Below are 24,874 nucleotides of genomic sequence, written 5' to 3' on the forward strand. Positions count from 1 at the left end.
GGCCTGAGACTTCAACTAGGACATTGGTCACACGCAAATTCTGTGCAAACATTGCTGCATAGCACAAAAATTGCTTCTCCGTTTCGGAGAACAGAGGGCAGGATATGGCCAAGCAAAATGGATCGTCTTCAACGATCATCATCAAGAAATACGCGAATCGTCGTCTTTACGACACATCCACCTCGTCCTACGTGACGCTCGATCACCTGTCCGACCTCGTCCGCGAGGGCCGTGATTTCGAGGTTCGTGACGCCAAGACAGGCGATGATCTGACGCGCCAGGTGCTCACGCAGATCATTTTCGAGCAGGAAACAAAGGGCGAAGGCGCGCTGCCATTGAACTTCCTGCGCCAGCTGATCGGCTTCTATGGCGGCGGCGCCCAGACCTTCCTGCCGGCCTTCCTCGACATGTCGATGAACAGTTTCGCCGACACGCAGAAGGAATGGCGCAAGGCCGCCAATCCGATGTCTGCCTTCGAAAAACAGGCCAAGCGCAACATGGCCATGTTCGAACAGGGCATGAAAATGTTCATGCCGACGCTCTACAAGGCGTCCCAAACCGAGAAACCGGCCCCGGCAAACCCGATCCTCGACTTCCAGGCCGAGGCCCTCGCCGCCATGCAGGCCCAGATGCAGGCCATCCAGGACCAGCTCGCCGACCTCGCGAAAAAAGACTAGGCGGTCCAGGCGCCAACGGAAAACGCCTGCCCCGGTATCGAGGCAGGCGTTTTAGTTCCAGCAGCGTGCCTTGAGGCTTAAACGTCCCCGGCCACGCCAAAGTCGCGCCGTGCCGACACGATGGTCACGACCACGCCGGCCAGCACGTCCAGCAATGTCATCGACATCAGGATGAAAAAGGTCGAGGTCGCGAAGTTCGGCAATAGCAGGAACTGGATCAGGCAGGCGATGAACAGCATCATCGACACGGCGTGATTGATGATTGTCGAAGTGCCGGTGCTGGTTGATTTCAGGATTTCCAGGAACAGGAACACGACGGCCAGCAACAGGATCGCGTCGCCCTTGGTCAGCATCCAGTCGACGCCGGAAATCATCGGCAGGTGCATGAACGGGCCGTTGAGCAGCTGAAGGATGGGCGCGCTCGTCGCCCGCACCAGTTCGCCTTGCGCGTTCACGGTCTCGACCGCGCCGCCAAAGCCGAGGGCCAGAAGGTTGTAGAGGGCCACCGGAATGACCAGCAGCGGAAAGATCCCGAAAATTGCGCGCATCATGTACCCCTTTTCATTCGAGTCGTTCGAAGCCTGTTTCTCACGCTTCTGGCGTTCCATCTTTGCGACCGCAGCTCCCGCAAGCGCGATCTTTGTCTTGTTCATATCATCACCACCCGTCGTCCGGCTGAGTTAACACGAGGTTTACCGTATTGATCGCGGCGACGCGAGAAGATTTCCCCAATGCAGGCAGGCAGCAGGTCCTGACGTTCCAGAATAGCGGCAAATGCGGCGGTTTCGGGTCAGGAACCCCGGTTTCGAGGAGACAGGCATGCCCGATTTTCACATTCTTACCGGCCCGCCCGGAAGCGGCAAGACAACGGTCCTGTCGCATTTGGCCGGTAGGCTCGCAACCGTGGCCGAGCCTGCGCGCCGCGTATTGGCGCACCAGCGCCGCGTGGACGGGCAGGGCACCGGCGACCGCAACCCGGCCTTGTTTGTGCAGCTGATGCTGGAGCAGGCGATGCGGGAGCATGACGACGCCCTGTTATTGCCCGGCTCTGTCATATTTGATCGGGGTCTTCCCGACCTGCTGGCCTATGCCGACTATTGGCAACTGGACAAACGTCCCATCCTGCGCGCCATCGAAGCCCGGCCCGCCATACGCAGCGTCTTCTGGTTTCCGGCCTGGCAGGCCATCTACATGCAGGATGGCGAACGCACGCTCGATTTTACGGGCGCGCAGGCTTTCGGCGCGCTGGTACGCATCGCCTATGAAAATCTGGGATACGATCTGGTCGAGATGCCGCTGGCGGACGCTGAAACGCGGGCTGCTTTCGTGCGCGAAGTGATCGGCGCCTAGATTTCGTCTGTGCCGCCGGGATGACGCCGGCGGCGGATCAGCCACATCACGCCGCGCAGGTCTGTCAGCGCATCGTTCAGGCGGCCGAAATTGGTATAGTTCGATTTGCCCGAAGCGCGTGGGCGATGGTTCACGTCCCGGAATTCCACCTTGTAGCCCTCCGCCCGCATCATGGCCGGAATGTAACGGTGCATGTGGTCGAAATAGGGAAGGGAGATATAGGCGTCGCGATAGAGTGCCTTGGTGCCGCATCCGCTATCGTCGCAATTGTCCTTCAGCAGGCGCTGGCGGATATTGTTGGCGAAACGTGATCCGAACCGTTTCCATGGCGTGTCCTTGCGGCTGGCCCGGCGGCCCATCACCATTTTCAGGTCGCTGGGGGCATCTGCGCGGGTCAGGGCGCGGTAAAGGTCTGGCAGGTCAGCCGGGTCGTTCTGCCCGTCACCGTCCAGCGTGCCGATAACCGGCGCCCGTGCCGCCAGGATGCCCGACCGGATTGCCCGGCTTTGCCCGGCATTCTTGCGGTGCCCCAGGACCCTGAGCATCGGGAAACGTGATTTCAGCTCGGACAGCACGGCCCGCGTATCGTCGGTCGAGGCGTCGTCGACAAACACCATCTCAAAGGCGCGCCCGTCCAGTGCCCGCGCGATCTCTTCGATCAGCGTCTCGACATTGCCGGCTTCATTGTGCACGGGCACGACGACAGAGAATTCAAGGGAACTGGCCAAATCTACGCGCCTTCGGGCTTGCGAGGAAAACGAACCACGCCTCATAACGAGGCAGGGCCGTAAAAGCGAGACCTTACCTCATCTGGTCCTGATTCCTGCCCAAAACCACAAGACGCGCCCAACGCGACCCGCTAGAAGGCAAAGCCATGACATTTCTCGACCGTATCTCGTCCGGCTGGAAAGCTTGGGTCCTGCTTTTCGTGATCACGTTCGGGGCCGCCGCGCCCGGCGTGTTCAACCTTCCCGCGCTCGACCGCGACGAAAGCCGCTTCGCGCAGGCCTCCAAGCAGATGCTGGAATCGGGTGACTATATTCGCCTGCGCTACCAGGACGAGCTGCGTAACAAGAAGCCCGCCGGGATTCACTGGTTGCAGGCTGGTTCAACCGCCCTGTTCACCGGCGCCGACGCCAAGCAGATCTGGACCTACCGCGTGCCCAGCTGGCTTGGCGCGGCGCTGGCTACGCTCGCCTGTTTCTGGTGCGGCATCCCGCTGATCGGACGCCGCGCGAGTTTCGTCGGTGCGGCCCTGTTCGGCGCGACACTCCTCCTCACCAGCGAGGCGCATATTTCCAAGACAGACGGCGTGCTCGTGTTCCTGACCACGCTCAGCATCGGCGCCCTCGCCCGGCTCTATATGCGGGGTGACCAGTCCAAACGCATGGCGCTCCTGTTCTGGACGGCCATGGGGCTCGTCTTCCTCATCAAGGGCCCGGTCGGCCCGATGGTCGCGGCCTATGCGGGTCTCGGCGCATGGGTCTGGACAAAGTCGGCTGGCGGCAAGGGAGGCGACTGGTGGCGTGTTCTCCTCTGGTGGCCCGGCCCGGTGATTTTCGTTGCGCTCGTTCTGCCCTGGTTCCTGTGGATCCAGGCCGCGACGGGCGGGGAATTCATCAAGGGCGCCGTCGGCAAGGATTTGAAAGACAAGTTCACCGGCGCCTCCGAAGGCCATGGCGGCTGGCCGTTCTACCACCTCACGCACATGCCTGCCTGGTTCTTCCCGGCCACGCTGATGCTTGTTCCGGGCTGCGTTGCCGCCTGGAAACGCCTGAAGCCGCGAGGAGACCTCGGATGGAAATGGCTGCGCGAATCGGCGGCGATCACTGCCATTGTGTTCGCATTCCTGACGATCCTTCTTTATGCCCTGCCGCTCCTTCCGCGCCCTGAAGGCTCCGGACTCGTCGCCAGGACTCTGGCGACCCTTTCCACGCTGAAAACCCTGCCGGCCTTCCCGGCGGTCCTGCTCGCCGTGTTCTGGTACATATCCGGCCGCGACGACTGGAAACACCGCTGGCCGATCGGCATTGACGGCCTGACGGACGAGACCCGCGCCATACGCTTCCTCGTTGCCTGGGCGGCGCTCACCTACGCCTTCTTCGAACTGATGCCCACGCTGCTCAGCCACTACATCCTGCCCGCTTACCCCGCGATCGGCCTCCTGTGCGGCTACGCGGCAGTGCAGTTGATGGACGGCGTGCGCATGCCGGTCAGCCGCTGGATTTCGCTCGTCCTGTTCGCCATAGGTGCGATCCTGTTGCTCGCTGTTTCGTTCACCGGCGTCGCGATCTTCTACATGGAAGAAACCGCGGCAGACTTTACCACGGCCGCGTCCAGCCAGGTGCTCGAGGCATGGACATCCTATCGCAGCTTCCCGCTCTGGCTGTGGTGGCTTGGCTTCCTGCTGGTTGGCCTGGCGATTATCGAGTTTGCCCGGCGCCGCGACGGGCTGGCCATCCTGTTCGCCATTGCCGCCAGCGTCGCCGTCGGCTGGCATATCCGCATCTTCATGCTGCCCAGCCAGGTCTGGCTGCAGCCGACTGAAACCGCCCGCGCCGCGCTCGAGGACGTCTGCGGCGTGCCGGGAGACGATGCCAATTGCAACACCTCGGCGCCGGCCCGCGTTCTTGCCCTCGGATATGCCGAGCCGAGCTATATCCTCACCCTCGGCACGCAGAACCTGCACCCGCCGGAAACGCCGCTCGACCTGCCCGCAGACCCGGCGGCCTACCCGGTCGTCTATCTCGTCAATTTCGAGGACAGGAAAGCCGAGCCCGCGATTACGGAAACGGTCGCCACGCTGCGCGCAGAAGCGGAAAGGCAGGGCCTCTGCATCACCGAGTCCCAGCCGCACTATGCACTCAACTATTCAAATGGCGACCCGGTCAATTTCCGGGCCATCCGTTTCGATACAGGCGGGTGCCCGGGGGAATAAGGATCAGTGGTTTACAGGCCCGCATTCGCCGGGATGAGCGGACCGTGACACCTGGTCTGCCTATCGCGGCGCGCGTTTCGCCAGGATACGCTGAAGGGTCCGGCGATGCATGTTCAGGCGCCGGGCCGTTTCCGAGACATTGTGATTGCACAACTCATAGACGCGCTGGATATGCTCCCAGCGCACCCGGTCGGCCGACATCGGGTTTTCCGGTGGCGCTGGCTTCTCGTCTTTCGAGGCGGTCAGGGCGCGGATGATGTCGTCGACATCGGCAGGTTTCGACAGGTAATCGACGGCGCCGGCCTTCACGGCCGCCACGGCCGTCGCAATCGCGCCGTAGCCGGTCAGGATCACGGCGCGCGCCTCCGGGCGGTGTTTTTGCAGCATATCGACCACGTCGAGGCCGCTGCCATCTTCGAGGCGCAGGTCCAGCACGGCAAAGGCGGGTGGGTTCAGGCGGGCAATATCCTTGCCTTCGCTGACCGTCGAAACAGCCGAAACAACGAACCCGCGCTGGGCCAAGGCCCGCGCCATGCGTTGAACGAACGGGCCGTCATCATCCATGACAAGGCAGGAGCGGTCTTCCACATCCTTGAGGCTCTCGTGCACGTTTACAGACACCGGGCGGTCCATGGCCGCATTCCTTCTCGTGATTCCAATCCAGTATAGGCCTTTGGCACGCCCTAAGCCACTTTAGAAGCCTCTAGAGCTGCTCTTGGCCAGAGGGCCTGCACAACGGCGCCGCGCTTGGGCGGGGTCCGGTTGCGTGTCGCGATGCGCCCGCCTGTGCGTTCGATCAGGGTTTTGGCGATAAAGAAGCCAAGCCCCATGTCGCCACCGCCCAACTGGGCCTCGCTGCGCTGGGAGACGTAGGGCTCGCCCAGTTTGGGCATCACTTCGGCGGCAAATCCCGGCCCGTCATCGGTGATCGTGATAATCACCTGGTCGTCCGTCCATGACGCAACCGCCGTCACGCGCGTGTCGGCAAAGCTCACCGCGTTCTCGATAAAGGCGCCCAGCGCGTGCAGGATTTCCGGGCTGCGATTGAGGATCGGCGCTTTCGGCTCGCCTCGTTCGCCGGGGACCGCGCGTACGACGAGATCGACGCCCAGCCCCTTGAACGGCGCAGCGGCCTCGTCGACCAGCGCGTCGAGCGGCATCAGCGCATGCACGATATCGGTCGCCTCGCGCGCTTCGCGGATGGTGGCGAGGATCGCGCGGCAGCGGTCGGCCTGCTCGGCGATCAGGCGAATGTCCTCGCTATGGGGATTGTCCGTCCCGATTTCGGCGAGCAGTTCCTTGGACACAAGGTGAATGGTGGCCAGCGGCGTGCCAAGCTCGTGCGTGGTCATCGCCGACATGGCGCCCAGTGCCGACAGCTTCTGTTCGCGCGCCATCACCACACTGGCCGCATCGAGGGCCCGCACCAGCCGGGCCTCATCCTGGCTGACCCGGACAGCCGACAGGGAAAAGAAGATCAGGCCCACGACGAGCGCGGTAAACTGGCCCCACTGGAATAGCGGCGGCAGGCTGATCGCGGCACCGCCCACCCAGGGCAAAGGCAGCGAGAAGAATGGCATCATCGCCGCCGACGCGAGCGCCAGAACCGCAATCATCGTTGCCCGCGCCTGCGAGACAGACAATGCCGCCACGGTCACCGGCGCCAGCAGCATCAGCAGGAAAGGGTTCGACAGGCCGCCGGTCACCGTGATCAGTGCCGCCAGTTGCAGCGTGTCGAAGGCCAGTTGCAGGCTGGCCTCCCAGCCACGTGTCAGGCGCTGGCTCTGGAAGGCGAAGGCGAGAAACACGTTCAGCCAGGCCGACGCGGCAATGATTGCCAGGCACAGCGCCAGCGGCATTTCAAAGCCCAGCACGAAGGCGACGAACAGGACAGCCGCCGTCTGCCCGGCCACGGCCAGCCAGCGCAGCGTGATGAATGTGCGCAGCCGCGTCCGTCCCAGTGCCGACTGGGCCGAGCCGAGCCCCTCGGGCGCCAGCGTGAAGACAGCGTCGTCCAGCCCGTAGCGGGAATCGCGGGTAATATCGTCCATGGACGTGCTTATGCGGCAGCGTGGCGCTTGCGCCAAGCGGGCTGTTTCCGGCATATCGCGAACATGACATTCCCCTACCGCACCCTCATCGCCGCCTTCGGCGCCCTTGCCGCCACTGCCTGCAGCCCCGCGGCACCCCCGTCCGATAGCGCGACAACAGCGGCGAAACCCCAATCCGGCGGGGTCAAATCAGGGTGTCTCAGCCGCGCCTATCCGGAAATCGGCGGACCCATTTCGCTCGTCTCGCACACTGGCGAAACGGTTACCGAGGACACGTTCAAGGGCCGCCCGTCGCTGATCTATTTCGGCTTCACCTATTGCCCGGACGTTTGTCCGATGACGCTGGTCAGCATCGCGCGCGCCTACAAGATGCTGCCCGCAGGCATGGAACCGCCGCAGACGCTCCTGATCTCGGTCGATCCCGAACGCGACACGCCAGAAGCCCTTGCCCAATATGTAACGACGGCTGCATTTCCGACGAATCTCGTCGGCCTGACCGGCACGCCGGACCAGGTCCGCGCTGCCGCCGAATCCTTCATTGCAGACTATTCCCGCATCGATGACCCAAGCAGCACGGCCGGCTACACGATGGACCATACCAGCCTGCTCTACCTGATGGACAAGGACTGGAAGCTGAAGACGTTCTTCACCCATGAGGACACGAGCGAGACGATCGCCGCCTGTCTCACCGAAGTGCTGGAAGAGTAGGCGTCAAAGCCTATTGGGCCGTCCAGCCGCCATCGATCGACAGGTCGGCACCGTTGATCTGGTCGGCGTCGGGCGAACAAAGGAAGGCGACAAAGCCTGCGACCTGTTCCGCCGTGACGAATTCCTTGGTCGGCTGGGCTTTCAGGATCACATCTTCGATGACTTGCTCCCGGGTCATTCCGCGCGCCTTGGCCGTATCGGCGATCTGGCCGTCCACGAGCGGGGTATGGACGTAGCCGGGGCAGACCAGGTTGCAGCGCACGCCGTATTTCGCCCCTTCAAGCGCCGTCACCTTGGTCAGGCCGGCCAGCCCGTGCTTGGCCGTCACATAGGCAGACTTGAAGGGCGAAGCGACCTTGGCGTGGGCGCTGCCAGTGTTCAGGATTTCGGCCCCAGCCCTTTTCCTTCATGCCGGGCAGGGCCATTCGCGTCGTATGGAACGCGGCTGTCAGGTTGAGCGCGATAATGAGATCCCATTTTGCGACAGGAAAGTCCTCGATCGGGGCGACGTGCTGGACGCCGGCATTGTTGACGAGAATGTCGGCTCCGCCGAAATCGCGCGCGACATAGCCCATCATGCCCTCAATCGCATCCGGGTTGGTGAGGTCGGCGCCCGAGTATCCGACCTTCACACCGAATGCCTTTGCCAGGCTGGATCTGTCCGCTTCTATTGCGGCTTCGTCACCAAATCCGTTGAGCACGACATTGCATCCTTCGCGTGCAAGGCGGGTTGCAATCGCCTTCCCGATACCGCTCGTCGAGCCGGTGACGAGTGCAGTTTTTCCGCTCAGCATGGTGATGTCTCCTTGAGGCGCAGGCGCGCTGTGTTTAGGGATAAGGACGGCCTCGGGAGGGCCCACGGCAATATGTGTTCAAGATAGGCGGGTTCAATGGACGGTGAAATCGGTGCTTTTGTAGAGGCGTTTCCGCGCTTTCTGGTCTGGACAACATCTGCAGGTGCCATGCTGCTTGTCGCAAGCACTATCTACGTGTTGCTGACGCCTTGGAAAGAACTTGCACTGGTAAAAGACGGCAATGCCTCGGCAGGCCTCGCGCTGGCCGGCGCGATAACCGGACTGGCAATACCGATCGCTTCGACGCTGGCATCGAGCGTTTCCCTTCTGGACCTGCTGATATGGGGCGTGATCGCCCTGTTGCTCCAGTTGATCGTGTATCGCCTTGTAGATGTGGTGCTGCGCGACATTCCGCAGCGGATCGAGCAGGATCAGGCCGGCGCAGCAATCGTGCTGATTGCCGCAAAGATTTCGTCGGCGCTTATTCTGGCAGCCGGTTTGTGGGACCCGGCCCTGCAAAGGTTTTGAGTTGAGGAGACACGCGCACAAATGAGGTCGTTTGATTGGGTTCTGTACCTTCTGGTATTCGGCGTCGTCGTCTGGACGTTGTTTGCCAACGAGCACAATGCCGATGCGCCTGAATCGCCTCCCACAGTCCTGGAGTCGGACGGCCCGACATTGCCGCCGCCGTCCATCCTGGACGAGCAGATACTGGTCCAGGTCGACTCCCCGAAAGATGGCATCGGAACGGCTTTTGCGGTCAACAATTCCGGCGACTGGATCACGGCACGCCACGTGGTTGAAGGTTGCAATAGCGTCGGGCTTCTGGTTGCGCCCGACCAGTACGTCCCGGCGGCGCGGGTTACGGTCGACCCAGACCACGACCTCGCCCTCATTTCGACGGGCCGCAGCCCGGCTTCTGTGAAACTCGCGCTGGGATCGACGCTGCGTGTCGGCGACGAGGGCTATCATGTCGGCTATCCTCAGGGGCGGCCCGGTGAAGTGGCAACCAAGCTGCTGTCGCGATCGAAACTGATCACGCGCGGGCGCCGCAACGGCGCCGAGCCGATCCTCGCCTGGGCAGAGATCGGGCGCACCCAGGGCCTGACGGGCACACTTGGCGGCATATCGGGCGGTCCGGTCTTCGACAAGGATGGCGGCGTGCGCGGCGTCATTGTTGCCGAAAGCCCGCGCCGCGGCCGGATATACACCGCTGCGCCGTCCTCGGTTGAGGCTTTTCTTACCAGTCTCGACGTCTCGACCGTCGAAGGCCCACATGAGGCGTTCACCGTGAACACGTATGGTCCGCAATCCGACAATGCCCGTCGCCGGCTGCAGGTGGTGAAAGTCGCCTGCCAGGTGCGGCCATGAGCGATTTTGCCAGTCGCCTTGTCACCGCCGCCCGCACATTGGGTCCGCTCTGCGTGGGCATAGACCCTCACGCAGGGCGGGTGCCCGCATTGTTCGGCGGCGACACGGCGGACGGGTTGGCGCGCTGGGGTGAAGCCATTGTCGGGCAGGTTGCCGGACGGGCCGGAATCATCAAGCCGCAGGTTGGCCTGTTCGAGCGTCTCGGTCCCGATGGCATGCGCGCATTGCAGCGCGTCTGCAATGTGGCGCGCGATGCCGGCCTGATCGTGATCGCAGATGCCAAGCGCGGTGACATCGGATCGACGGCAGAAGGGTATGCGCAGGCCTATCTCGGCAAGGCGGCACCGTTTCCCTGTGATGCCGTCACCGTAAACCCTTACATGGGCATGGATACACTCGAGCCGTTCCTGTCGGCAGCTGAATCCCATGGCAAAGGCGTGGTTGTCCTGGCGCGCACCTCCAATCCCGGATCGGCCGATTTCCAGACGCAGGACATGGGCGGCGCGCCCCTTTATGCGCGGGTTGTCGAAGCCCTTCAGCCCGCAATCGGTCGCCTCGAAGGAGCAAGCGGCTGGTCGAGCCTCATGCTGGTCGCGGGTGCAACCGGGCCTGACGAGGCGCGCAAGCTGCGGCAACTGGCGCCGAAATGCCTGTTCCTGGTACCGGGCTACGGCGCGCAGGGCAGCGGTGCGCAAGATGCCCTTGCCGGCTTTGTCAGGCGCGGCAATCACCTTGAAGGCGGCGTTGTGAACGCGTCCCGGTCCGTGAATTTCCCGCAAGCTGCGGTATCGGCAGGTAATCTCGCCGAATGGAAATCGGCAATCAGTGATGCGATCGACGCCGCGCAGGCTGACCTCACCGCGCTCAGCGGTGTCGCCGAACGATCCGGCACTTTGGCGGGCAACTGACCTAGCGAGAGACCTCGACAATTGTCGGCGAACGGCTAGCATCATCCGCAATCAACAAAAAGCGGCGCCAGACCGCCATGCTCAAACCGAGGGGAGATAACAGGCCATGACCCATTGGCGTTCATTTATCATGGCGGGAGGCGCTTTGGCGCTGCTCGCGGGCTGTGCCCCGAAAGAAAAGGCGCAAGAGGCCGAGAAGCCTGCTGAGGCAGCTTTCGCTGCTGTCGACACGAACCGCATTGCAACGGCCAGCGGCGGAGCTGAATGGCTCACCTATGGCGGCACCTATGATGAGCAGCGGTTCTCGACGCTGACTGGAATCAATACCGAAAACGTTGGTCGCCTCGGTGTTGCCTGGACGCATGACCTCGACACAAATCGCGGTGTTGAAGCCACGCCCATCGTTGTCGATGGCGTCATGTATGTCACGTCCGCCTGGTCCGTCGTCTATGCGCTGGATGCCAAGACGGGCGACGCGCTGTGGACCTATGATCCGGACGTCGACCGCGCCGTCGGCGTGAAAGCCTGCTGCGATGTGGTCAACCGAGGTGTCGCTGTTCTGGATGGCAAGGTCTATGTCGGTGTCATCGACGGTCGACTCGAAGCGCTGAATGCGAAAACGGGTGAACGGATCTGGAGCACGGTGACCGTCGACCAGGCCAAGCCCTACACGATCACCGGCGCTCCGCGTGTGGTCAACGGCAAGGTGCTGATCGGCAATGGCGGCGCCGAACTGGGCGTTCGTGGCTACCTGACAGCCTATGATGCGGCCACCGGCAAGAAACTGTGGCGCTTCTACACGGTGCCGAACCCGAAAAAGCAACCTGACAATGAGGCCTCCGACAAGGCGTTCGAAACCGTCGGTAATGTCACCTGGGGCGACGAAGGTGCCTGGGTCACCGATGGCGGCGGCGGCACCGTCTGGGATTCCATCGTTTACGATACCGTCAACGACCAGGTCATTTTCGGTGTCGGCAACGGCTCGCCATGGAACCGTACGTTCCGTGATCCCGCTGGCGGCGACAACCTGTTCCTGTCCTCGGTCGTCGCGGTCGATGCCGAGACGGGCGAATACAAATGGCACTTCCAGACCACGCCCGGCGACAACTGGGATTACACGGCCACCCAGTCGATCATCCTGGCCGACCTGCCGCTCGGCGAGAATGGCGCGTCGCGCCGCGTCGCCATGCAGGCGCCCAAGAACGGGTTCTTCTACGTCCTGGATGCCGCTACCGGCGAGTTCCTTTCGGGCGATGCCTTCGTGCCGCTGAACTGGGCAACCGGTCTCGACGAGAATGGCCGGCCGATGGAAGTGGCCGCAGCCCGCTATGGCAAGGAGCCTCACCAGCAACTTCCGGGGCCGCTTGGCGCGCATAACTGGCAGCCAATGGCTTACAGCCCGGCGACCAAGCTTGCCTATATCCCGGCGCAGGAAATTCCGCAGGCCTATGCGGAAGATCCCCGGTTCGGCACCAAGACGATTGGCTGGAACACCGGCGCCGACTTCTCCTCGGGCATTCCGCCGATTGCACCGCCCGACGTCGCCAAGTTCCTCCGCTCCACCCTCAAGGGCCGCCTGATTGCGTGGGATCCGGTCAAGCAGGAACCCCGCTGGACCGTCGAGCATGAGAATGCCTGGAATGGCGGCGTCCTGTCGACGGCGGGCAACCTCGTCTTCCAGGGCAAGCTGAATGGCGACTTTGTCGCCTACAATGCCGAAACCGGCGAAAAGCTGTGGAGCCAGAACGTCAAGTCAGGCGCCGCATCGGGCCCCGGCACCTATCTGATTGACGGCGAGCAATACGTGACGATCACGACCGGCTGGGGCAGCGCGTTCGCGCTCACCGCCGGCTATGCTTACGACGCTGCCGTTCCCTCGACCGTGGGCAAAGTGGTCACGTTCAAGGTGGGCGGCACCGGCCTGATTGCCGACGCCGATTTCACGCCGATCGAGCGGACGGCCAAGGCGGAAGCGTTTGGCGACGAAGCGATGATTGCGCAGGGCGCCGTTGCCTTCTCCCGCAATTGCATGGTCTGCCATGGTGCGCTGGCGGCCAGTTCCGGCGTGCTGCCAGACCTGCGCTGGTCGGCGATCACGGGCAATGCCGAAGCCTGGAAGGGCGTTGTGCTTGACGGCAACCTTGCCGCCAACGGAATGGTGTCCTTCGCCGAATTCCTGACGCCTGAGGAATCGGAAGCGATCCGGGCCTATGTCCTCGCTCAGGCCCATGCCAGCGCAGACCCTGCAGGCGGCGGTCAGTAACGACCAAGAGTCCAATAGGTGTGGCGCGTCCCGTTGGGGCGCGCTACACTTTTTCCATGCAGTTCCTGATCGGTATTCTCGGCATCCTGGTGGCCATCGGCGTCTGGTCGTGGCGGTTGCGCATGGCCCGCGACGGCGCGCGCGAAGCAGTCGACCTTGCGCGGTCTGCCGCCAACCTGCCCCGGCGCCTTGCCTTCAAGTACCGGGCGGGCCGCAACGGCCTCGACCTGATTGACGACCCCCGCGAAGCCGCCGCCATCATGATGATGGAAGTCGCCCGCGCCCGCGGCGGCCCGCTGACCGATCGGCAAAGCGATGCCATCTCCGGCGAAATCATGCGCCATTTCAGTTTCTCGCAGGACGAAGCCCACGAACTGGTTGCGCATGCGGCATGGGTCACGAACAAGGCGCCGCTGCCGCAGGAAACCATGCGCCGCCTCAGCCAGAAAATTGTCGGCGACCGCTATCTCGGCCCGAAGGAAGTGGTCGATCTCGACGGCATGCTTGAGGCGGTATCCGAGGCGGAAGGCACGCCCACGCGCGACCAGCTGGCCCTGCTGCAAGTGTACCGCGACCGGGCCGGCCTCAAGACATGATGCCGGTCTCGGTTGCGCGATGCCATGTCTGGCGCTAGGGGCGACCCATGACCGAGACCCTGCCTGCCGCCTACCGCGCCCGCGTTCGCAACGATAACTGGAACAATTATTCCGTTCTGCGCCACGGTGCCTTTGACGGCATGCTGGTGACGTCGAAGAATTCCGGCACGCACTGGCTGAAATACATGCTGGCGATTGCGATTGCCGACACGCACGGCATCGCGCGGCCGGAATATTTCTCCGAGAATGCGGTGCGGCCCTATATCGGCTGGCCCAAGGACAAGCCGGCCTTCCCGGACATCCCCCGCCTCGCCTTCAGCCATACCATCCCCCACCGCCTGGCCGACTGGGGCTGGGCCCGGCGCATGGCGCACCTGCCGCCCTACGTGCTCGCCGTGCGCCATCCGATGGCCATCCTCGCCAGCCATCACGCGAAATGGGAATACGATATCCAGGTCGACTGGCTGACCTATCTGAAGGGCGATCCGGGCGGCAGGAAATACCGGTGCGACATCTACTGGCTCGCCCGGTTCTGGAACCGCTGGGGCGACGTCTGCGCCGGGGCGCCCGGCCGGATTCTCACCGTCCATTACGAAGACACGCTGAAGGATGCCCGGGCGGTTCTTGAAGCGGTTGCCGCGCACTGGTCGCTGGACCTGGCGCCGGCTGCCATCGACGCGGCGCTAGCGGCGGGCACGAAGGAAGAGATGGCCAAGCACACCGATCCGGACGCCGAGCCGAACGTGCTGCAGAACCGCAAGACCTCGCTTGCCGACCTGTTCACGGGCGAGGCCATGGACCTGTACCGGACACAGGCCAAGACCCTGTTCCGGCACGATCTCGGCTACGACCTGTTCAGCCTGCCGGCTTGAGATATCCGCTGGACCGGCCGTCCGGGCCATACTTGATCCACCAGGGTTCCGCCTCGGCCTGCTTTTCCAGAACCAGGAATTTTTCGTCCGCCAGCACCGCGTCGGCATAGGCCTGCGCAATGGGGGTCAGCGGAAGGCCATAGGTGCGGAAACGGGTGACGACGGGCGTGTAGAATGCGTCGGCAGCGCTCCACTGCCCGAACAGGAACGGCCCGCCCTTGCCGAAGCGCTCGCGCAGGTCGCACCAGAGGCTATCGACGCGGGCGATGTCGGCCTTCAATCCGTCAGTCATCTCCGGTGTGGCATGCCGCGCGCGGATATCCATCGGGCAGAGGCTGCGCAGGGCCTGAAAGCCGGCATGCATTTCCGAGGCAGCGGCGCGGGCCACGGCGCGGGCACCGGCATCCTCCGGCCAGACCTTTCCGGGCGCTGCCCATTCGGCGATCCATTCGGTGATGGCGAGGCTTTCCCACACCGCCTGGTCGTCCCAGATCAGCAGCGGCACCTTGGCGGTCGGGCTGATCGCCTTCAGCCGTGCATTCGTCTCCGGGAAATCCAGCGGCACGATCACCTCTTCCACCGGCAGGCCGACATGGCGAGCCACCAGCAGCGGCCGGATCGACCAGCTGGAATAGTTCAGGTTGCCGAGGACGAGCTGCCTCATGCCGGCTTGCCCTGGCCGATGGCCCAGCGGGTCTCCTGGATGTGAACATGGCCGAACACGCCGGCCTTGGAATAGGGGTCTTCCGCTGAAATGGCCTTGGCGGCGGCAAGGCTGTCAGCCTGCACCAGGAAAAGCGACCCGATCATCGTCTCGCCGTCCTCGGCCAGCAGCGGCCCGGCCATGCGGACCGCGTCTCCCAGGCTCACGGCCCATTCAAGATGCGCGGGCCGGGCCTTGGCGCGCAGCGCGGCGCCGCCATCCTTTTTGTCGAGACAGTGTAGGCAGAACAGGGGCATGATCGTCTCCTCGCGACCTGGTTGAGTGTGTGGACCGCTATGGCATACTGCCCGAATGTTGCCTACCGCCTCGCCGGTTGCGGCAAATGTGAGCTGAATGAATCATTGATCCTTCAGGAATTAGTAGTATGGTTTTCGCATGAATGACACGACCGATACCCGCGAGCAGATCCTGGACGCCGCCATGGAGCGCATCCATCACTATGGTTACGGCAAGACGACGATGTCGGAAATTGCCCGCGACTGCAGCATGTCGGCCGGCAATATCTACCGCTTCTTTGCCTCCAAGATCGATATTGCCGAGGCCATGGCGCGCAAGTTCAACGCCAAGGTTTTCGAGGATTATGCTGCGATTGCCCGCAAGAAAACATCAGCATCTTCAAGGCTTCGCGAGTTTTTCGAGATGAGTCTGGAGCGCACGTTCAGCGCCATTGAAGAGGATGCGAAAATCCTTGAAGTGGCCAATGTGCTCAAACAGGAACGCCCGCTCTATTTCAACGAACAGATGGCCCAGGAACGCGTGTACCTGGTGCAGATCCTGAACGATGGCATCCAGGCCGGTGAATTCCGCGCGCTCGAGCGGCCGGAGGAAACCGCTGAATTCATGCAGTCTGCGTTGATGAAATTCCGTTTTCCGCAGCTTTTCTCGGCCCTGTCCCTGCCGAAACTGCAGCGGGAACTGGGCGGTGTGCTCGATCTCCTGCTGGCGGCGCTGTCGTGCGGCGCCAGGACGCCGGATCGATGAGAAAACCTAAACGCTGAATAAAATCGAAATTGTTCATTGATTATTTTTCAGGGCCTGCTATATGAAGGTCATGGAAGACTATGGTGCCTTCCAGAAGACCCCTGAAGAGCAATCCAATGACCATCTCGAAAACTGAAGCCCGCCAATCCCTTTTTGCCCTGATCGCAGCCGTGCCCTTCGCGGTTGCCATCTTCGCAGCCACGCTCGCCCTTGCTGAATTTGCAGTCTAGTGGTGCCTGATCAGGCCTTGGCGCCCTTGAGCCCCGTGGCATAAGCCGGATCCAGCGTCGCCGACGCTTCATCCAGCGGCCACCGGGGTCTCGCCCCGGCGCCAAGGTCCCCGATCCCCTCGATCAGGCCGGCGGCCATCCGCTCGGCCCCGACAAGGGCGATCATCGCGGCATTGTCCGTGCAGTGCCGCAAGGGCGGCGCAACCAGCTGCCCCCCTGCCGCCGCCGCTTCCGCCTCCAGCGCCGCGCGAATGGCCTGGTTGGAGGCCACCCCCCCCGCCACGACGAAGCGGATACTCTCCCCCTCACCCGGATCAAACGCCTCAAGTGCGCGCTGCGCCTTGCCGCCCAGCACGTCGCAGACGGCGGCCTGGAAACTGGCGCACAGGTCTGCGAGGCGCTGCTCGGTCAGCGGTTCTTCGGCGGCGGCGCGGGCAACAGCAGTCTTCAGGCCGGCAAAGCTCATGTCGAGGCCGGGCCGGTTCATCAGCGGACGCGGGAAGCTGAACGCCTTGGGGTCGCCGGCCTTCGCCAGCCGCTCCACCGCCGGGCCGCCCGGAAAGCCGAGGCCCAGCAATTTGGCCGTCTTGTCGAACGCCTCGCCCACTGCATCGTCAATCGTCGAGCCGAGCCGCTTGTAGTCGCCCAGCCCGCGCACCTCCAGGAACTGGCAGTGCCCGCCCGACACCAGCAGCAGCAGGTAAGGGAAGGGGCAATCGCCGCCGAGCCTCGGGCTCAGCGCATGCCCTTCCAGATGGTTGACCGCGATAAACGGCTTCCCCGCCGCCTGCGCAATCGCCTTGCCGGTCATCATGCCCACCAGCACGCCGCCAATCAGGCCCGGGCCGGATGTGGCGGCGACGCCGTCGAGGTCTGCATAGGAAAGGCCCGCATCCTTCATGGCGGCCGCCACTGTCTTGTCGGCAATCTCCGCATGCGCCCGCGCCGCAATCTCCGGCACGACGCCCTGATACGGCGCATGCTCTTCCAGCTGCGTGTGGATCACGTCCGCCAGCAGCGTCACGCGCCCATCCTCCAGCCGCAGCACGGCCGCAGCCGTCTCGTCGCAAGAGGATTCAATGCCGAGGATGGTGAGGGGGTGGGACATGGGAGGCATGTAAGCCCGGACGGGGAGATTGGGAAGCCCGCGCCCGCCCTTCGACTTCGCTCAGGGTGAGCGCTCCTCTCAACACCACCCCACGTCCGCAGTCCCGGCGAAAGCCGGGATCTCATGCCATCGGAGAAAGGAACGCGCCTCTCGCGCCCCCCTCTCCCTTGGGAGAGGGGCCGGGGGTGAGGGGTCACCGGACACCCCGCAAACACTGCCCGTGCCGCGACTTCCGCTACCCCTCATCCCCAACCCTTCTCCCAAGGGAGAAGGGGGCGTCCGGTCGCCGCGCCTCGCGCTCTGGGCCGTGATCAACATGACCAATGCCCACCTGCGCTCGCTCACCTTGCGGCGCAGCCTCAAGCAGCATGTAGGGTGCATTAAGGCCACCGGCCGCAATGCACCGTCTTTGCGGCTGATACAGGATGGTGCATTGCGCTACGCTTAATGCACCCTACGCTCGCTTTGATCCAGACAAGGAGTCGTTTAGAACGTGAGCGAAGATGCAGCAGAACAAGATCGCATTCGGGCGTTGAAAGAGCGCCGGACGCGGCTTGCCGAAGCTAAGGAAAATGCTGAAAAGCGAGAAAGCGTCGGCAATTCCATCGTTGAAAATGTCAATGCGGCTTTTAACATGAACCTGACGCTCGATCAGTTCGATATCGATAAGGAACCACCTATTGCTTATGTTCGGCGGTCGGACTTCAATGACAGTCCAGGCTTGGTTGCAGCACACACCAACGAAGCTCGCGCGCGTGAAATCCTATCTTGTTGTGACGAAATTACTGACTTGCACGGCGGCTTTATCAGCTTTGACGAATACGGTTACGTCGGCTCTGCCAGAATTGAATCGGCCACATTTTTGCAGCTTCTCGAGGCAGCAAAATCGCTGCACGACTCGGTCCTTTTTTGGCCAGATGGAGCCGAAGCCGTCGTTCTCGTCGACCATTACGAGGTTCACGGAGTGCCCCGAGACGTAGGCTTCAGCATCGTCATTCAAGGTGAAAAGCTAGAAGAAAAGTTGGCGTCTTGCTTTGAGAACGTCGTGGAATTGGGCTCACGGCAGGATTAAAGCGAGCGTTGGGTGGGTTGAGTATCGCGATACCCACCACTCGCCCCCTCTCTCCCCCACCTTATCCAACCCATACCCCACCTGCGCTATACTGCGCCGCATGAGCCATCCGCCTGACTTGATCCATCACGGCCTCGAACAGGCGCGGCTCGCGCTGTGGGCGGTGATCAACATGACGAACGCGCACCTGCGCCCCCTCACCTTGCGGCGCAGCCTCAAGCAAAAGGCCTCGGGACGGCTGAAACAACTCGAAATCATCGTGCGGCGCCTGCTGACCCTGATGGCGCTGGCGCTCACCCTGCCAGCGGTGCGCCCACGGACCGGCCTCACCCCGGCCACCCCCGCACCGCTCCCCGAGGGCACCGAGACCGTCACCTTCCCGGCCCCGTACCGTTTCGCCCTGTCGGGACGGGTGCAGCCTGCCGTCGACCCCGAAGCCTCCGGGCTGTTTCCGGGGTGTGTCCGGGCTTCCGGCCCGGTACCCGCCGCACCCTTCCTCGCCCGCGTCAGCGCCCTCTACAAGGTGCTCGAAGCGCCAGACGTCCACGCCAAACGCCTTGCGCGCAGCCTCGCCCGCCAGCAGACGCGCGGCGATCCGAAACCGGTCGCAATGCCCATGGCCAGCGCCTGGCGGCTTCGCCCCGAACTCGGCGCCGTCGCCACGGCCCTGCCGGGCCTGCTCAATGCGGCCCTCGAAAAGTGGGACAATTCAAGCTGACTTCGACAGGCTTGTCAGACCAGCGGCCGGGCATTCTGCGGAGTGTGCGGACGCAGGTTCACCCCCTCTCCCTTGGGAGAGGGGTAGGGGTGAGGGGACACGGGACCGGCCACAAACACTTGCGCTCGCAGCGACGCCATCACCCCTCATCCCCAACCCTTCTCCCGGAGGGAGAAGGGGGAAGAGAAACTCAGGGTGAGCGCCTCGAAAGGACCCTAATCGTTATCCATCCGCAGCGCCGCGACAAAGGCTTCCTGCGGAATCTCGACCTTGCCGAACTGGCGCATGCGCTGCTTGCCCTTCTTCTGTTTTTCCAGAAGCTTTTTCTTGCGGGTCGCATCGCCGCCATAGCATTTGGCGGTCACGTCCTTGCGCATGGCCGAGATGGTCTCGCGGGCGACGACGCGCCCGCCGATCGCGGCCTGGACCGGGATCTTGAACATCTGGCGCGGGATCAGGTCTTTCAGCCGTTCGCACATCTGGCGGCCCCGGCTTTCGGCGCGGTCGCGGTGGACCAGCATGGCGAGGGCGTCGACGGGCTCCTCGTTGACGAGGATCTGCAGCTTCACGAGATTCTCGGCGCGGTGGCCGACGATCTCATAGTCGAAGCTGGCATAGCCGCGGCTGATCGATTTCAGGCGGTCATAGAAGTCGAACACGACCTCGTTGAGCGGCAGTTCGTATTTCACCATCGCCCGGCCGCCGACATAGGACAGCTCTTTCTGGATGCCGCGGCGGTCCTGGCAGAGTTTCAGGATCGCGCCGAGATATTCGTCGGGCGTGTAGATCGTGGCATTGATCCACGGCTCGCGGATTTCGGCGACCTTGACCACGTCCGGCATGTCGGCCGGGTTGTGCAGCTCGATCTCGGTGCCGTCGGTCATGGTAATCTCGTAGACCACGCTGGGCGCCGTCGCGATCAGGTCAAGGTCGAACTCGCGGCTGAGGCGTTCCTGGATGATTTCGAGGTGGAGGAGGCCAAGGAAACCGCAGCGGAAGCCCATGCCGAGCGCGGCACTGGTTTCCATCTCCCAGGTGAAGCTGGCATCGTTGAGGCGCAGCTTGGACATGGCGGCGCGCAGGTCGTCAAAGTCGCCGGCATCCATCGGGAACAGGCCGCAGAAGACGACCGGCTGGACTTCCTTATAGCCTGGCAGGGCCTTCTCGCACGGGCGCTTGTCCTCGGTGATCGTGTCGCCGACCGCCGTTTCGCCGACTTCCTTGATGGAGGCGACGAAATAGCCGACCTCGCCCGGTCCGAGCGCGTCGGTTTCAGTGAGTTTCGGGTTGAACGTGCCGATCTTGTCGATCTCGTAGACGCCGCCGGTGCGCATCATGCGGATAGACTGTTTCGGCTTCAGCACGCCGTCATGCACGCGGACGATGACGACGACGCCGAGATAGGGGTCGTAATAGGCGTCGACCAGCGCGGCCTTGAGCGGCTTGGTGGCGTCGCCGTCGCGCGGCGGCGGCAGGCGCTTGACGATGGCTTCGAGCACGTCGGGAATGCCGAGGCCGGTCTTGGCCGAGGTTTCGACCGCGTCGGAGGCATCAAGGCCGATCACGTCCTCGATCTGGTCCTTGACGCGCTGGACGTCGGCCGCCGGCAGGTCGACCTTGTTGAGGACGGGCACGATGTCATGGTTCTGGTCGATGGCCTGGTAGACGTTGGCCAGCGTCTGGGCCTCGACGCCCTGGCTGGCATCGACGACGAGCAGCGAGCCTTCGCAGGCGGCAAGGCAGCGGCTGACTTCATAGGCAAAGTCGACATGGCCCGGCGTGTCCATCAGGTTCAGCGTATAGGTTTCGCCATCCTGCGCGGTGTAGCTGAGGCGCACGGTCTGGGCCTTGATCGTGATGCCGCGCTCTTTCTCGATATCCATCGTATCGAGCACTTGCTGGGACATTTCACGGTCGGTCAGCCCGCCGCAGGCCTGGATCAGGCGGTCGGCGAGCGTCGACTTGCCATGGTCGATATGGGCAATGATCGAGAAATTGCGGATTTTGTCGCGTGGGGTCATGGGCCGCATATAGCGGCGCTTTTCGCGAACGGGAAGTGGGCTTGGGCGGCATGCCGGATCAGCGGTCGCAGCCTGCATTGCAGGCGCCGCTGGCATTTCGCCTTGAAGCTGCCACATGGTTCGCGCAAACATATTGGTGGCGAAGGTGTTGGCGGGCGGCAAAACTTGGGATTCGTGTCTTATGAGCACTGATAATACGGGGCGTTCCTCTTCCTCCCTTCAAGTCTTTCCAGGTCAGCCAAACCTGACGCCGACACCCATTTCCGACCCAGAGCATATCCCCGACGTCCCGGCCTCCGCCAAAGCGGAAGCCGACGTCCTCGAGCGCCAGTTCTCGCGCCGGATGGAAGCGGTCGAAACCCGCTGGAGCCCGCGGCAGGACAGTCTTCGCGACCAGCTTCAGCGTACGAATGAAACCTGGGACGAGATTCAGGCCTCCGAACAGCGCCAGCCGCGCTATTCCTCCGGCTGGTTCTACTGGCCCTTCATGGTCGCGCTCGCCATCGCCGAAGTGCCGATCAACCGGTTCAGTTTCGAGCTCTTTTTCCAGGAAAGCCCGGCCGTGGCCCTGCTGGTCTCCTTCCTTGTCGGCGGCCTGCTGGTTTCGCTGGCCCACCGGCTGGGCATGATCATGTGCCGGTTCGGCTACAATGCGCGGCGCAAGAACTGGTGGGGCGAAGCCGCTCAGATCGCCCTCGTCATCGCCCTGATCGTGGCGCTGGCTTATGGCGTCTCGATCCTGAGGCAGGGATACCTGGCCTTCATCACGCAGCCTGAAATGGGCTTTGGCCAGGCGCTCGAGAGCCAGCAATATGGCGGCGCGGCGATCATCGCACTGAAGTCCGGTCTCGGCCTCGATGGCTGGATATTCATGCTGATCAACCTGGCGGTTGTCGCTGTCGGCGTATCGGCGGCCTATTTCTGCCACGACCAGCATCCCGATTTTGAACGGGTCGACCGCCAGAAGCGCAAACTCGAAAAGCAGGCAGCCCAACTGCGCGCCAAGCGTGCCGACGAGGAAGCCAATGAAAAGCGGCGGTTTGCCAACCAGATGCGCAGGCTCGGCGCCTGAATGAAGCGGGTCCTGCTGGCAGTCGCTCTGGTCCTGACAGGGTGTTCGGGTGCGTCGGATGAGGCGCCGTCGGGCGCGCAGGCTGCAGGCTATTGCGCGTTCGGGCAGACTGCGTCCCTGTTCCTGATCGACCAGACCACGCCTTATGACGACACGGACCGCGCGGTCATCACCGAAAGTATCGGCACGGTTGTCGACCAGCTGGGTCCCGGCGACCGCATCGTGCTGGCAACAATCGACGAGCATTACACACAGTCGGCCCGCCTGATAAATGCGTGCAAGCCGGGCTGTCCCGAAGGGCAGGGCGCGCTCGATTCCATGCTTGGTGGATGCAGCAGCATGAAGGCCCTGGCCGACGAACGCCAGTTCATGGGCAGCCTGGCGCAAACGCTGGCCCCGGCCGTTCAGGGATCGGCCTCGGCCGACCATTCGGCCATCATGTCGACGATTGCCCAATGGACGCAGGCGCCCCCCGGTGGCCAGCCGTTCAACCATGTCTATATTTTCTCCGACATGCTGGAAAACAGCCAGGCCGTTCCGTGGTCTGAATTCAGGTCGATGGAGCCGGATGCCGCGATGGCGCTGGCGGAGAAGTTTCGCTACCTGCCGGCTGTGCAAGGCGCGGACGTAAGGATTGTCGGCTTCGGCCGCTCGCACAATCCGGGCCGCCCGCCGCTCGACCCGGAACTGGACGCGCGGCTCCGGGCCTTCTGGGCCGACTATTTCCGGGCCGGTGGCGCTTCGGTGACGTTCGAAGGCGCGATCCGGAACTGACCCGCAACGTGATGTAATGGCGCGCTGCCCAATTCCTGCTATTGAGAAGGCATGATGGAGGATTTCACATGCTGCGTTCCCTGTTCATCGCCGTCCTTGCAGGCCCCGTGCTTGCAGCCTGCACCGGCCCGGCGGCAGACCCCGTGACAAAATTGCCGGAGGGCATGCTGTATGCGGGGGCTGATCAAAATGGCGGGCAGATTGAAATGCATGTGGGCCAGACACTGCGCATCGAACTCGAGAGCATTCCCACAGCCGGCTATATCTGGGAAATCCTGGACCAGCCCGGTTTCCTCGAAATGGTTGGTGAGAACACGCGCCCGACCGATCCGGAATTCCAGAACCAGCCCGGCGTGACCGGCGGCAACCACTATCTCTCGTTCGACCTGGCAGCCGTCGCGACCGGCAAGGCAACGCTCCACCTGGTCGAGCACCGCCCGTGGGAAGAGAATGAACCGCCCAGCGACACCTGGAGTCTCGACGTCACGGTCAATCCTGCGCCATAAGGCGGCCCATGGCAGACACACAGACCCCTCCCCAGACCAGGACAGGCATCACCGATGACGGGTTCCTGACGGACAGCTGGTACCTTGCCGCGCCATCGAGCGAGCTGAAAAAGGGCCAGCAGCACCGTATCATGATGCTGGGCGAGCCGGTCGTCGTGGGCCGCACGCCGGCGGGCGAGGCGTTTGCGCTGCGCGATATCTGCCCGCACCGGCTGGTGCCCCTCTCTGCAGGCCAGCAACTCGAGACAGACGGCGAATGGGCGCTGCAATGCCCCTATCATGGCTGGCGCTTCGGCACGGACGGCGTGTGCAAGCTGATGCCGAGCCTGACCGAAGGCAGCGCCTACGACCCGTCAAAGGTGAAGGTGCGCCGCTATCCCATCCATGAAGCGAATGGCGCGGTCTACATCTACGTGGCGGACAATCCGCGCCTCGACGCCCCGCCAGCCGTGCCGCCGCCGGAATTCGGCCCGCTGCCGGACAAGCCGGGTTTCGTCATCCACGACGTGTTCAACGCGCATATGGACGATGCCGTGGTCGGCCTGATGGACCCGGCGCATGTGCCCTTCGTGCATAACCAGTGGTGGTGGCGCCCGCCGTCAGTCGGCCTGAAGCTGAAAGAGAAGCAGTTCATTCCGGCGCCGCGCGGCTGGGCGATTGACCGGCACCGGCCATCGTCGAACTCCCTCCTTTACCGCTGGGTGTTCGGCGGCAATGTCGAAACCGAGATCCGCTTCCAGCTGCCGGGCTTTCGCTGGGAGATCATTTCCAACGAAACCGCGCGCCTGCTGACGCTGACCTGCCTGACGCCGGAAGCGCCCAAGCGCACGCGCATCACCCAGTTCACTTGGTGGACCGGCGCGCCGCTGTTGCACCTTGCCGTACCCATCGCCATCCAGATGGCGAAGAAATTCCTGCGCCAGGACGGCGACATGGTCGACCTGCAGAACCAGGGGATGGCGCACCAGAAGGCGATGCTGTGGATCGACGATATCGACGTGCAGGCCAAATGGTACCAGCGCCTGAAGCGCGAATGGACCGAGGCCCGCAGCGAAGGCCGCGACTTCGCCAACCCCATCGAGCCGCGTGTGCTGAAGTGGATGAGCTAATTTGCCCTGCTGCGGGAAAGCTGGAACAAAT

General features: G+C 63.2%; 25 protein-coding genes and 1 pseudogene. 17 read left to right on the forward strand and 9 right to left on the reverse strand.

Going from position 1 to position 24,874, the window contains the following annotated elements; genetic code table 11:
- Nucleotides 1-104: 104 nt before the first annotated feature.
- Nucleotides 105-677, forward strand: coding sequence for a polyhydroxyalkanoate synthesis repressor PhaR (gene phaR, locus AC0L7I_RS04935; RefSeq protein WP_473398432.1), 573 nt, complete (start codon nucleotides 105-107; stop codon nucleotides 675-677).
- 77 nt (nucleotides 678-754) lie between these two features.
- Here phaR and AC0L7I_RS04940 read toward each other — a convergent pair whose 3' ends face one another.
- A complete protein-coding gene (locus tag AC0L7I_RS04940) occupies nucleotides 755-1,330 on the reverse strand; it encodes a hypothetical protein (protein WP_473398433.1) in 576 nt (191 codons plus the stop codon).
- Between the two features lie 166 nt (nucleotides 1,331-1,496).
- Between AC0L7I_RS04940 and AC0L7I_RS04945 the strand changes: the two genes are divergently transcribed.
- Nucleotides 1,497-2,027: an AAA family ATPase gene (locus AC0L7I_RS04945; RefSeq protein ID WP_473398434.1), complete on the forward strand. Its 531-nt coding sequence runs from the start codon at nucleotides 1,497-1,499 to the stop codon at nucleotides 2,025-2,027.
- On the opposite strand, the gene AC0L7I_RS04950 is transcribed toward AC0L7I_RS04945, so the two are convergent.
- Nucleotides 2,024-2,755, reverse strand: coding sequence for a glycosyltransferase family 2 protein (locus AC0L7I_RS04950; protein ID WP_473398435.1), 732 nt, complete (start codon nucleotides 2,753-2,755; stop codon nucleotides 2,024-2,026). The two genes, AC0L7I_RS04945 and AC0L7I_RS04950, sit on opposite strands and share 4 nt — an antisense overlap.
- A gap of 146 nt (nucleotides 2,756-2,901) precedes the next feature.
- Between AC0L7I_RS04950 and AC0L7I_RS04955 the strand changes: the two genes are divergently transcribed.
- Nucleotides 2,902-4,965, forward strand: coding sequence for an ArnT family glycosyltransferase (locus AC0L7I_RS04955; RefSeq protein WP_473398436.1), 2,064 nt, complete (start codon nucleotides 2,902-2,904; stop codon nucleotides 4,963-4,965).
- A gap of 60 nt (nucleotides 4,966-5,025) precedes the next feature.
- On the opposite strand, the gene AC0L7I_RS04960 is transcribed toward AC0L7I_RS04955, so the two are convergent.
- Complete coding sequence (locus AC0L7I_RS04960; protein ID WP_473398437.1) at nucleotides 5,026-5,598, reverse strand: ActR/PrrA/RegA family redox response regulator transcription factor; 573 nt, start codon at nucleotides 5,596-5,598, stop codon at nucleotides 5,026-5,028.
- Nucleotides 5,599-5,648: 50 nt separating this feature from the next.
- Entirely contained in the window at nucleotides 5,649-7,016 is a 1,368-nt protein-coding gene (locus tag AC0L7I_RS04965) for an ActS/PrrB/RegB family redox-sensitive histidine kinase (protein ID WP_473398438.1), read from the reverse strand.
- A 63-nt stretch (nucleotides 7,017-7,079) separates the two neighbouring features.
- Between AC0L7I_RS04965 and AC0L7I_RS04970 the strand changes: the two genes are divergently transcribed.
- Nucleotides 7,080-7,724, forward strand: a complete 645-nt coding sequence (locus tag AC0L7I_RS04970) for an SCO family protein (protein WP_473398439.1) — start codon at nucleotides 7,080-7,082, stop codon at nucleotides 7,722-7,724.
- A gap of 10 nt (nucleotides 7,725-7,734) precedes the next feature.
- Here the strand turns inward: AC0L7I_RS04970 and AC0L7I_RS04975 are convergent.
- Nucleotides 7,735-8,518 (reverse strand): annotated as a pseudogene (locus AC0L7I_RS04975) (3-hydroxybutyrate dehydrogenase).
- A 96-nt stretch (nucleotides 8,519-8,614) separates the two neighbouring features.
- On the opposite strand from AC0L7I_RS04975, the gene AC0L7I_RS04980 reads away from it, so the two are divergent.
- The 6 genes from AC0L7I_RS04980 to AC0L7I_RS05005 all read left to right on the forward strand — a co-directional run bounded on the left by AC0L7I_RS04980 (nucleotide 8,615) and on the right by AC0L7I_RS05005 (nucleotide 14,528).
- On the forward strand, nucleotides 8,615-9,046 hold the full coding sequence (locus AC0L7I_RS04980; protein WP_473398440.1) for a DUF350 domain-containing protein: 432 nt from the start codon (nucleotides 8,615-8,617) through the stop codon (nucleotides 9,044-9,046).
- A 21-nt stretch (nucleotides 9,047-9,067) separates the two neighbouring features.
- A complete protein-coding gene (locus AC0L7I_RS04985) occupies nucleotides 9,068-9,889 on the forward strand; it encodes a S1 family peptidase (RefSeq protein ID WP_473398441.1) in 822 nt (273 codons plus the stop codon).
- The gene (pyrF, locus tag AC0L7I_RS04990) at nucleotides 9,886-10,797 is read left to right on the forward strand and encodes an orotidine-5'-phosphate decarboxylase (RefSeq protein ID WP_473398442.1); all 912 of its coding nucleotides are present in this window, start codon (nucleotides 9,886-9,888) and stop codon (nucleotides 10,795-10,797) included. Before AC0L7I_RS04985 ends, pyrF begins: the two co-directional genes overlap by 4 nt.
- A 106-nt stretch (nucleotides 10,798-10,903) precedes the next feature.
- Nucleotides 10,904-13,060 carry a PQQ-dependent dehydrogenase, methanol/ethanol family gene (locus AC0L7I_RS04995; RefSeq protein WP_473398443.1) on the forward strand — a complete coding sequence of 719 codons (2,157 nt, stop codon included), beginning with the start codon at nucleotides 10,904-10,906 and terminating at the stop codon, nucleotides 13,058-13,060.
- 56 nt (nucleotides 13,061-13,116) lie between these two features.
- Entirely contained in the window at nucleotides 13,117-13,656 is a 540-nt protein-coding gene (locus tag AC0L7I_RS05000; protein WP_473398444.1) for a tellurite resistance TerB family protein, read from the forward strand.
- Nucleotides 13,657-13,703: 47 nt separating this feature from the next.
- Complete coding sequence (locus tag AC0L7I_RS05005; protein ID WP_473398445.1) at nucleotides 13,704-14,528, forward strand: sulfotransferase family protein; 825 nt, start codon at nucleotides 13,704-13,706, stop codon at nucleotides 14,526-14,528.
- Here AC0L7I_RS05005 and AC0L7I_RS05010 read toward each other — a convergent pair.
- A complete protein-coding gene (locus tag AC0L7I_RS05010; protein WP_473398446.1) occupies nucleotides 14,512-15,192 on the reverse strand; it encodes a glutathione S-transferase family protein in 681 nt (226 codons plus the stop codon). The genes AC0L7I_RS05005 and AC0L7I_RS05010 overlap by 17 nt on opposite strands.
- Nucleotides 15,189-15,488, reverse strand: coding sequence for a YciI family protein (locus tag AC0L7I_RS05015; protein WP_473398447.1), 300 nt, complete (start codon nucleotides 15,486-15,488; stop codon nucleotides 15,189-15,191). Before AC0L7I_RS05015 ends, AC0L7I_RS05010 begins: the two co-directional genes overlap by 4 nt.
- Nucleotides 15,489-15,627: 139 nt before the next feature.
- On the opposite strand from AC0L7I_RS05015, the gene AC0L7I_RS05020 reads away from it, so the two are divergent.
- Nucleotides 15,628-16,233, forward strand: a complete 606-nt coding sequence (locus tag AC0L7I_RS05020; RefSeq protein WP_473398448.1) for a TetR/AcrR family transcriptional regulator — start codon at nucleotides 15,628-15,630, stop codon at nucleotides 16,231-16,233.
- 240 nt (nucleotides 16,234-16,473) lie between these two features.
- Here the strand turns inward: AC0L7I_RS05020 and tsaD are convergent, their stop codons facing one another.
- Nucleotides 16,474-17,580, reverse strand: a complete 1,107-nt coding sequence (tsaD, locus tag AC0L7I_RS05025) for a tRNA (adenosine(37)-N6)-threonylcarbamoyltransferase complex transferase subunit TsaD (RefSeq protein ID WP_473398449.1) — start codon at nucleotides 17,578-17,580, stop codon at nucleotides 16,474-16,476.
- A gap of 484 nt (nucleotides 17,581-18,064) precedes the next feature.
- Here tsaD and AC0L7I_RS05030 point away from each other — a divergent pair, with 484 nt between their 5' ends.
- On the forward strand, nucleotides 18,065-18,643 hold the full coding sequence (locus AC0L7I_RS05030) for a hypothetical protein (protein ID WP_473398450.1): 579 nt from the start codon (nucleotides 18,065-18,067) through the stop codon (nucleotides 18,641-18,643).
- A 100-nt stretch (nucleotides 18,644-18,743) separates the two neighbouring features.
- Nucleotides 18,744-19,361, forward strand: coding sequence for a hypothetical protein (locus AC0L7I_RS05035; RefSeq protein ID WP_473398451.1), 618 nt, complete (start codon nucleotides 18,744-18,746; stop codon nucleotides 19,359-19,361).
- Between the two features lie 215 nt (nucleotides 19,362-19,576).
- Here AC0L7I_RS05035 and lepA read toward each other — a convergent pair whose 3' ends face one another.
- Nucleotides 19,577-21,382 carry a translation elongation factor 4 gene (gene lepA, locus AC0L7I_RS05040; protein ID WP_473398452.1) on the reverse strand — a complete coding sequence of 602 codons (1,806 nt, stop codon included), beginning with the start codon at nucleotides 21,380-21,382 and terminating at the stop codon, nucleotides 19,577-19,579.
- Between the two features lie 181 nt (nucleotides 21,383-21,563).
- Between lepA and AC0L7I_RS05045 the strand changes: the two genes are divergently transcribed.
- From AC0L7I_RS05045 to AC0L7I_RS05060, 4 genes are all read left to right on the forward strand, one after another.
- The gene (locus tag AC0L7I_RS05045; RefSeq protein WP_473398453.1) at nucleotides 21,564-22,454 is read left to right on the forward strand and encodes a hypothetical protein; all 891 of its coding nucleotides are present in this window, start codon (nucleotides 21,564-21,566) and stop codon (nucleotides 22,452-22,454) included.
- Nucleotides 22,455-23,228, forward strand: a complete 774-nt coding sequence (locus AC0L7I_RS05050; protein WP_473398454.1) for a hypothetical protein — start codon at nucleotides 22,455-22,457, stop codon at nucleotides 23,226-23,228.
- Between the two features lie 68 nt (nucleotides 23,229-23,296).
- The gene (locus AC0L7I_RS05055; RefSeq protein WP_473398455.1) at nucleotides 23,297-23,734 is read left to right on the forward strand and encodes a protease inhibitor I42 family protein; all 438 of its coding nucleotides are present in this window, start codon (nucleotides 23,297-23,299) and stop codon (nucleotides 23,732-23,734) included.
- Nucleotides 23,735-23,742: 8 nt separating this feature from the next.
- Nucleotides 23,743-24,843 (forward strand): Rieske 2Fe-2S domain-containing protein, encoded by a 1,101-nt coding sequence (locus AC0L7I_RS05060; RefSeq protein ID WP_473398456.1) that lies wholly within the window; start codon nucleotides 23,743-23,745, stop codon nucleotides 24,841-24,843.
- Nucleotides 24,844-24,874: the final 31 nt, after the last annotated feature.

The organism is Hyphomonas sp. J20-32 (genome assembly GCF_055808555.1).

Coding starts and splice junctions, on each gene's coding strand:
- AC0L7I_RS04960 (WP_473398437.1), bottom strand. CDS start 5,598: ATGGACCGCCCGGTGTCTGTAAACGTGCACGAGAGCCTCAAGGATGTG.
- AC0L7I_RS05050 (WP_473398454.1), top strand. CDS start 22,455: ATGAAGCGGGTCCTGCTGGCAGTCGCTCTGGTCCTGACAGGGTGTTCG.
- AC0L7I_RS05045 (WP_473398453.1), top strand. CDS start 21,564: ATGAGCACTGATAATACGGGGCGTTCCTCTTCCTCCCTTCAAGTCTTT.
- AC0L7I_RS04955 (WP_473398436.1), top strand. CDS start 2,902: ATGACATTTCTCGACCGTATCTCGTCCGGCTGGAAAGCTTGGGTCCTG.
- phaR (WP_473398432.1), top strand. CDS start 105: ATGGCCAAGCAAAATGGATCGTCTTCAACGATCATCATCAAGAAATAC.
- AC0L7I_RS05000 (WP_473398444.1), top strand. CDS start 13,117: ATGCAGTTCCTGATCGGTATTCTCGGCATCCTGGTGGCCATCGGCGTC.
- AC0L7I_RS05035 (WP_473398451.1), top strand. CDS start 18,744: ATGAGCCATCCGCCTGACTTGATCCATCACGGCCTCGAACAGGCGCGG.
- AC0L7I_RS05015 (WP_473398447.1), bottom strand. CDS start 15,488: ATGCCCCTGTTCTGCCTACACTGTCTCGACAAAAAGGATGGCGGCGCC.
- AC0L7I_RS05020 (WP_473398448.1), top strand. CDS start 15,628: ATGAATGACACGACCGATACCCGCGAGCAGATCCTGGACGCCGCCATG.
- AC0L7I_RS05010 (WP_473398446.1), bottom strand. CDS start 15,192: ATGAGGCAGCTCGTCCTCGGCAACCTGAACTATTCCAGCTGGTCGATC.
- AC0L7I_RS04995 (WP_473398443.1), top strand. CDS start 10,904: ATGACCCATTGGCGTTCATTTATCATGGCGGGAGGCGCTTTGGCGCTG.
- AC0L7I_RS04980 (WP_473398440.1), top strand. CDS start 8,615: ATGGACGGTGAAATCGGTGCTTTTGTAGAGGCGTTTCCGCGCTTTCTG.
- AC0L7I_RS05005 (WP_473398445.1), top strand. CDS start 13,704: ATGACCGAGACCCTGCCTGCCGCCTACCGCGCCCGCGTTCGCAACGAT.
- pyrF (WP_473398442.1), top strand. CDS start 9,886: ATGAGCGATTTTGCCAGTCGCCTTGTCACCGCCGCCCGCACATTGGGT.
- lepA (WP_473398452.1), bottom strand. CDS start 21,382: ATGACCCCACGCGACAAAATCCGCAATTTCTCGATCATTGCCCATATC.
- AC0L7I_RS04970 (WP_473398439.1), top strand. CDS start 7,080: ATGACATTCCCCTACCGCACCCTCATCGCCGCCTTCGGCGCCCTTGCC.
- AC0L7I_RS04945 (WP_473398434.1), top strand. CDS start 1,497: ATGCCCGATTTTCACATTCTTACCGGCCCGCCCGGAAGCGGCAAGACA.
- tsaD (WP_473398449.1), bottom strand. CDS start 17,580: ATGCCTCCCATGTCCCACCCCCTCACCATCCTCGGCATTGAATCCTCT.
- AC0L7I_RS04985 (WP_473398441.1), top strand. CDS start 9,068: ATGAGGTCGTTTGATTGGGTTCTGTACCTTCTGGTATTCGGCGTCGTC.
- AC0L7I_RS04965 (WP_473398438.1), bottom strand. CDS start 7,016: ATGGACGATATTACCCGCGATTCCCGCTACGGGCTGGACGACGCTGTC.
- AC0L7I_RS05055 (WP_473398455.1), top strand. CDS start 23,297: ATGCTGCGTTCCCTGTTCATCGCCGTCCTTGCAGGCCCCGTGCTTGCA.
- AC0L7I_RS04940 (WP_473398433.1), bottom strand. CDS start 1,330: ATGAACAAGACAAAGATCGCGCTTGCGGGAGCTGCGGTCGCAAAGATG.
- AC0L7I_RS05060 (WP_473398456.1), top strand. CDS start 23,743: ATGGCAGACACACAGACCCCTCCCCAGACCAGGACAGGCATCACCGAT.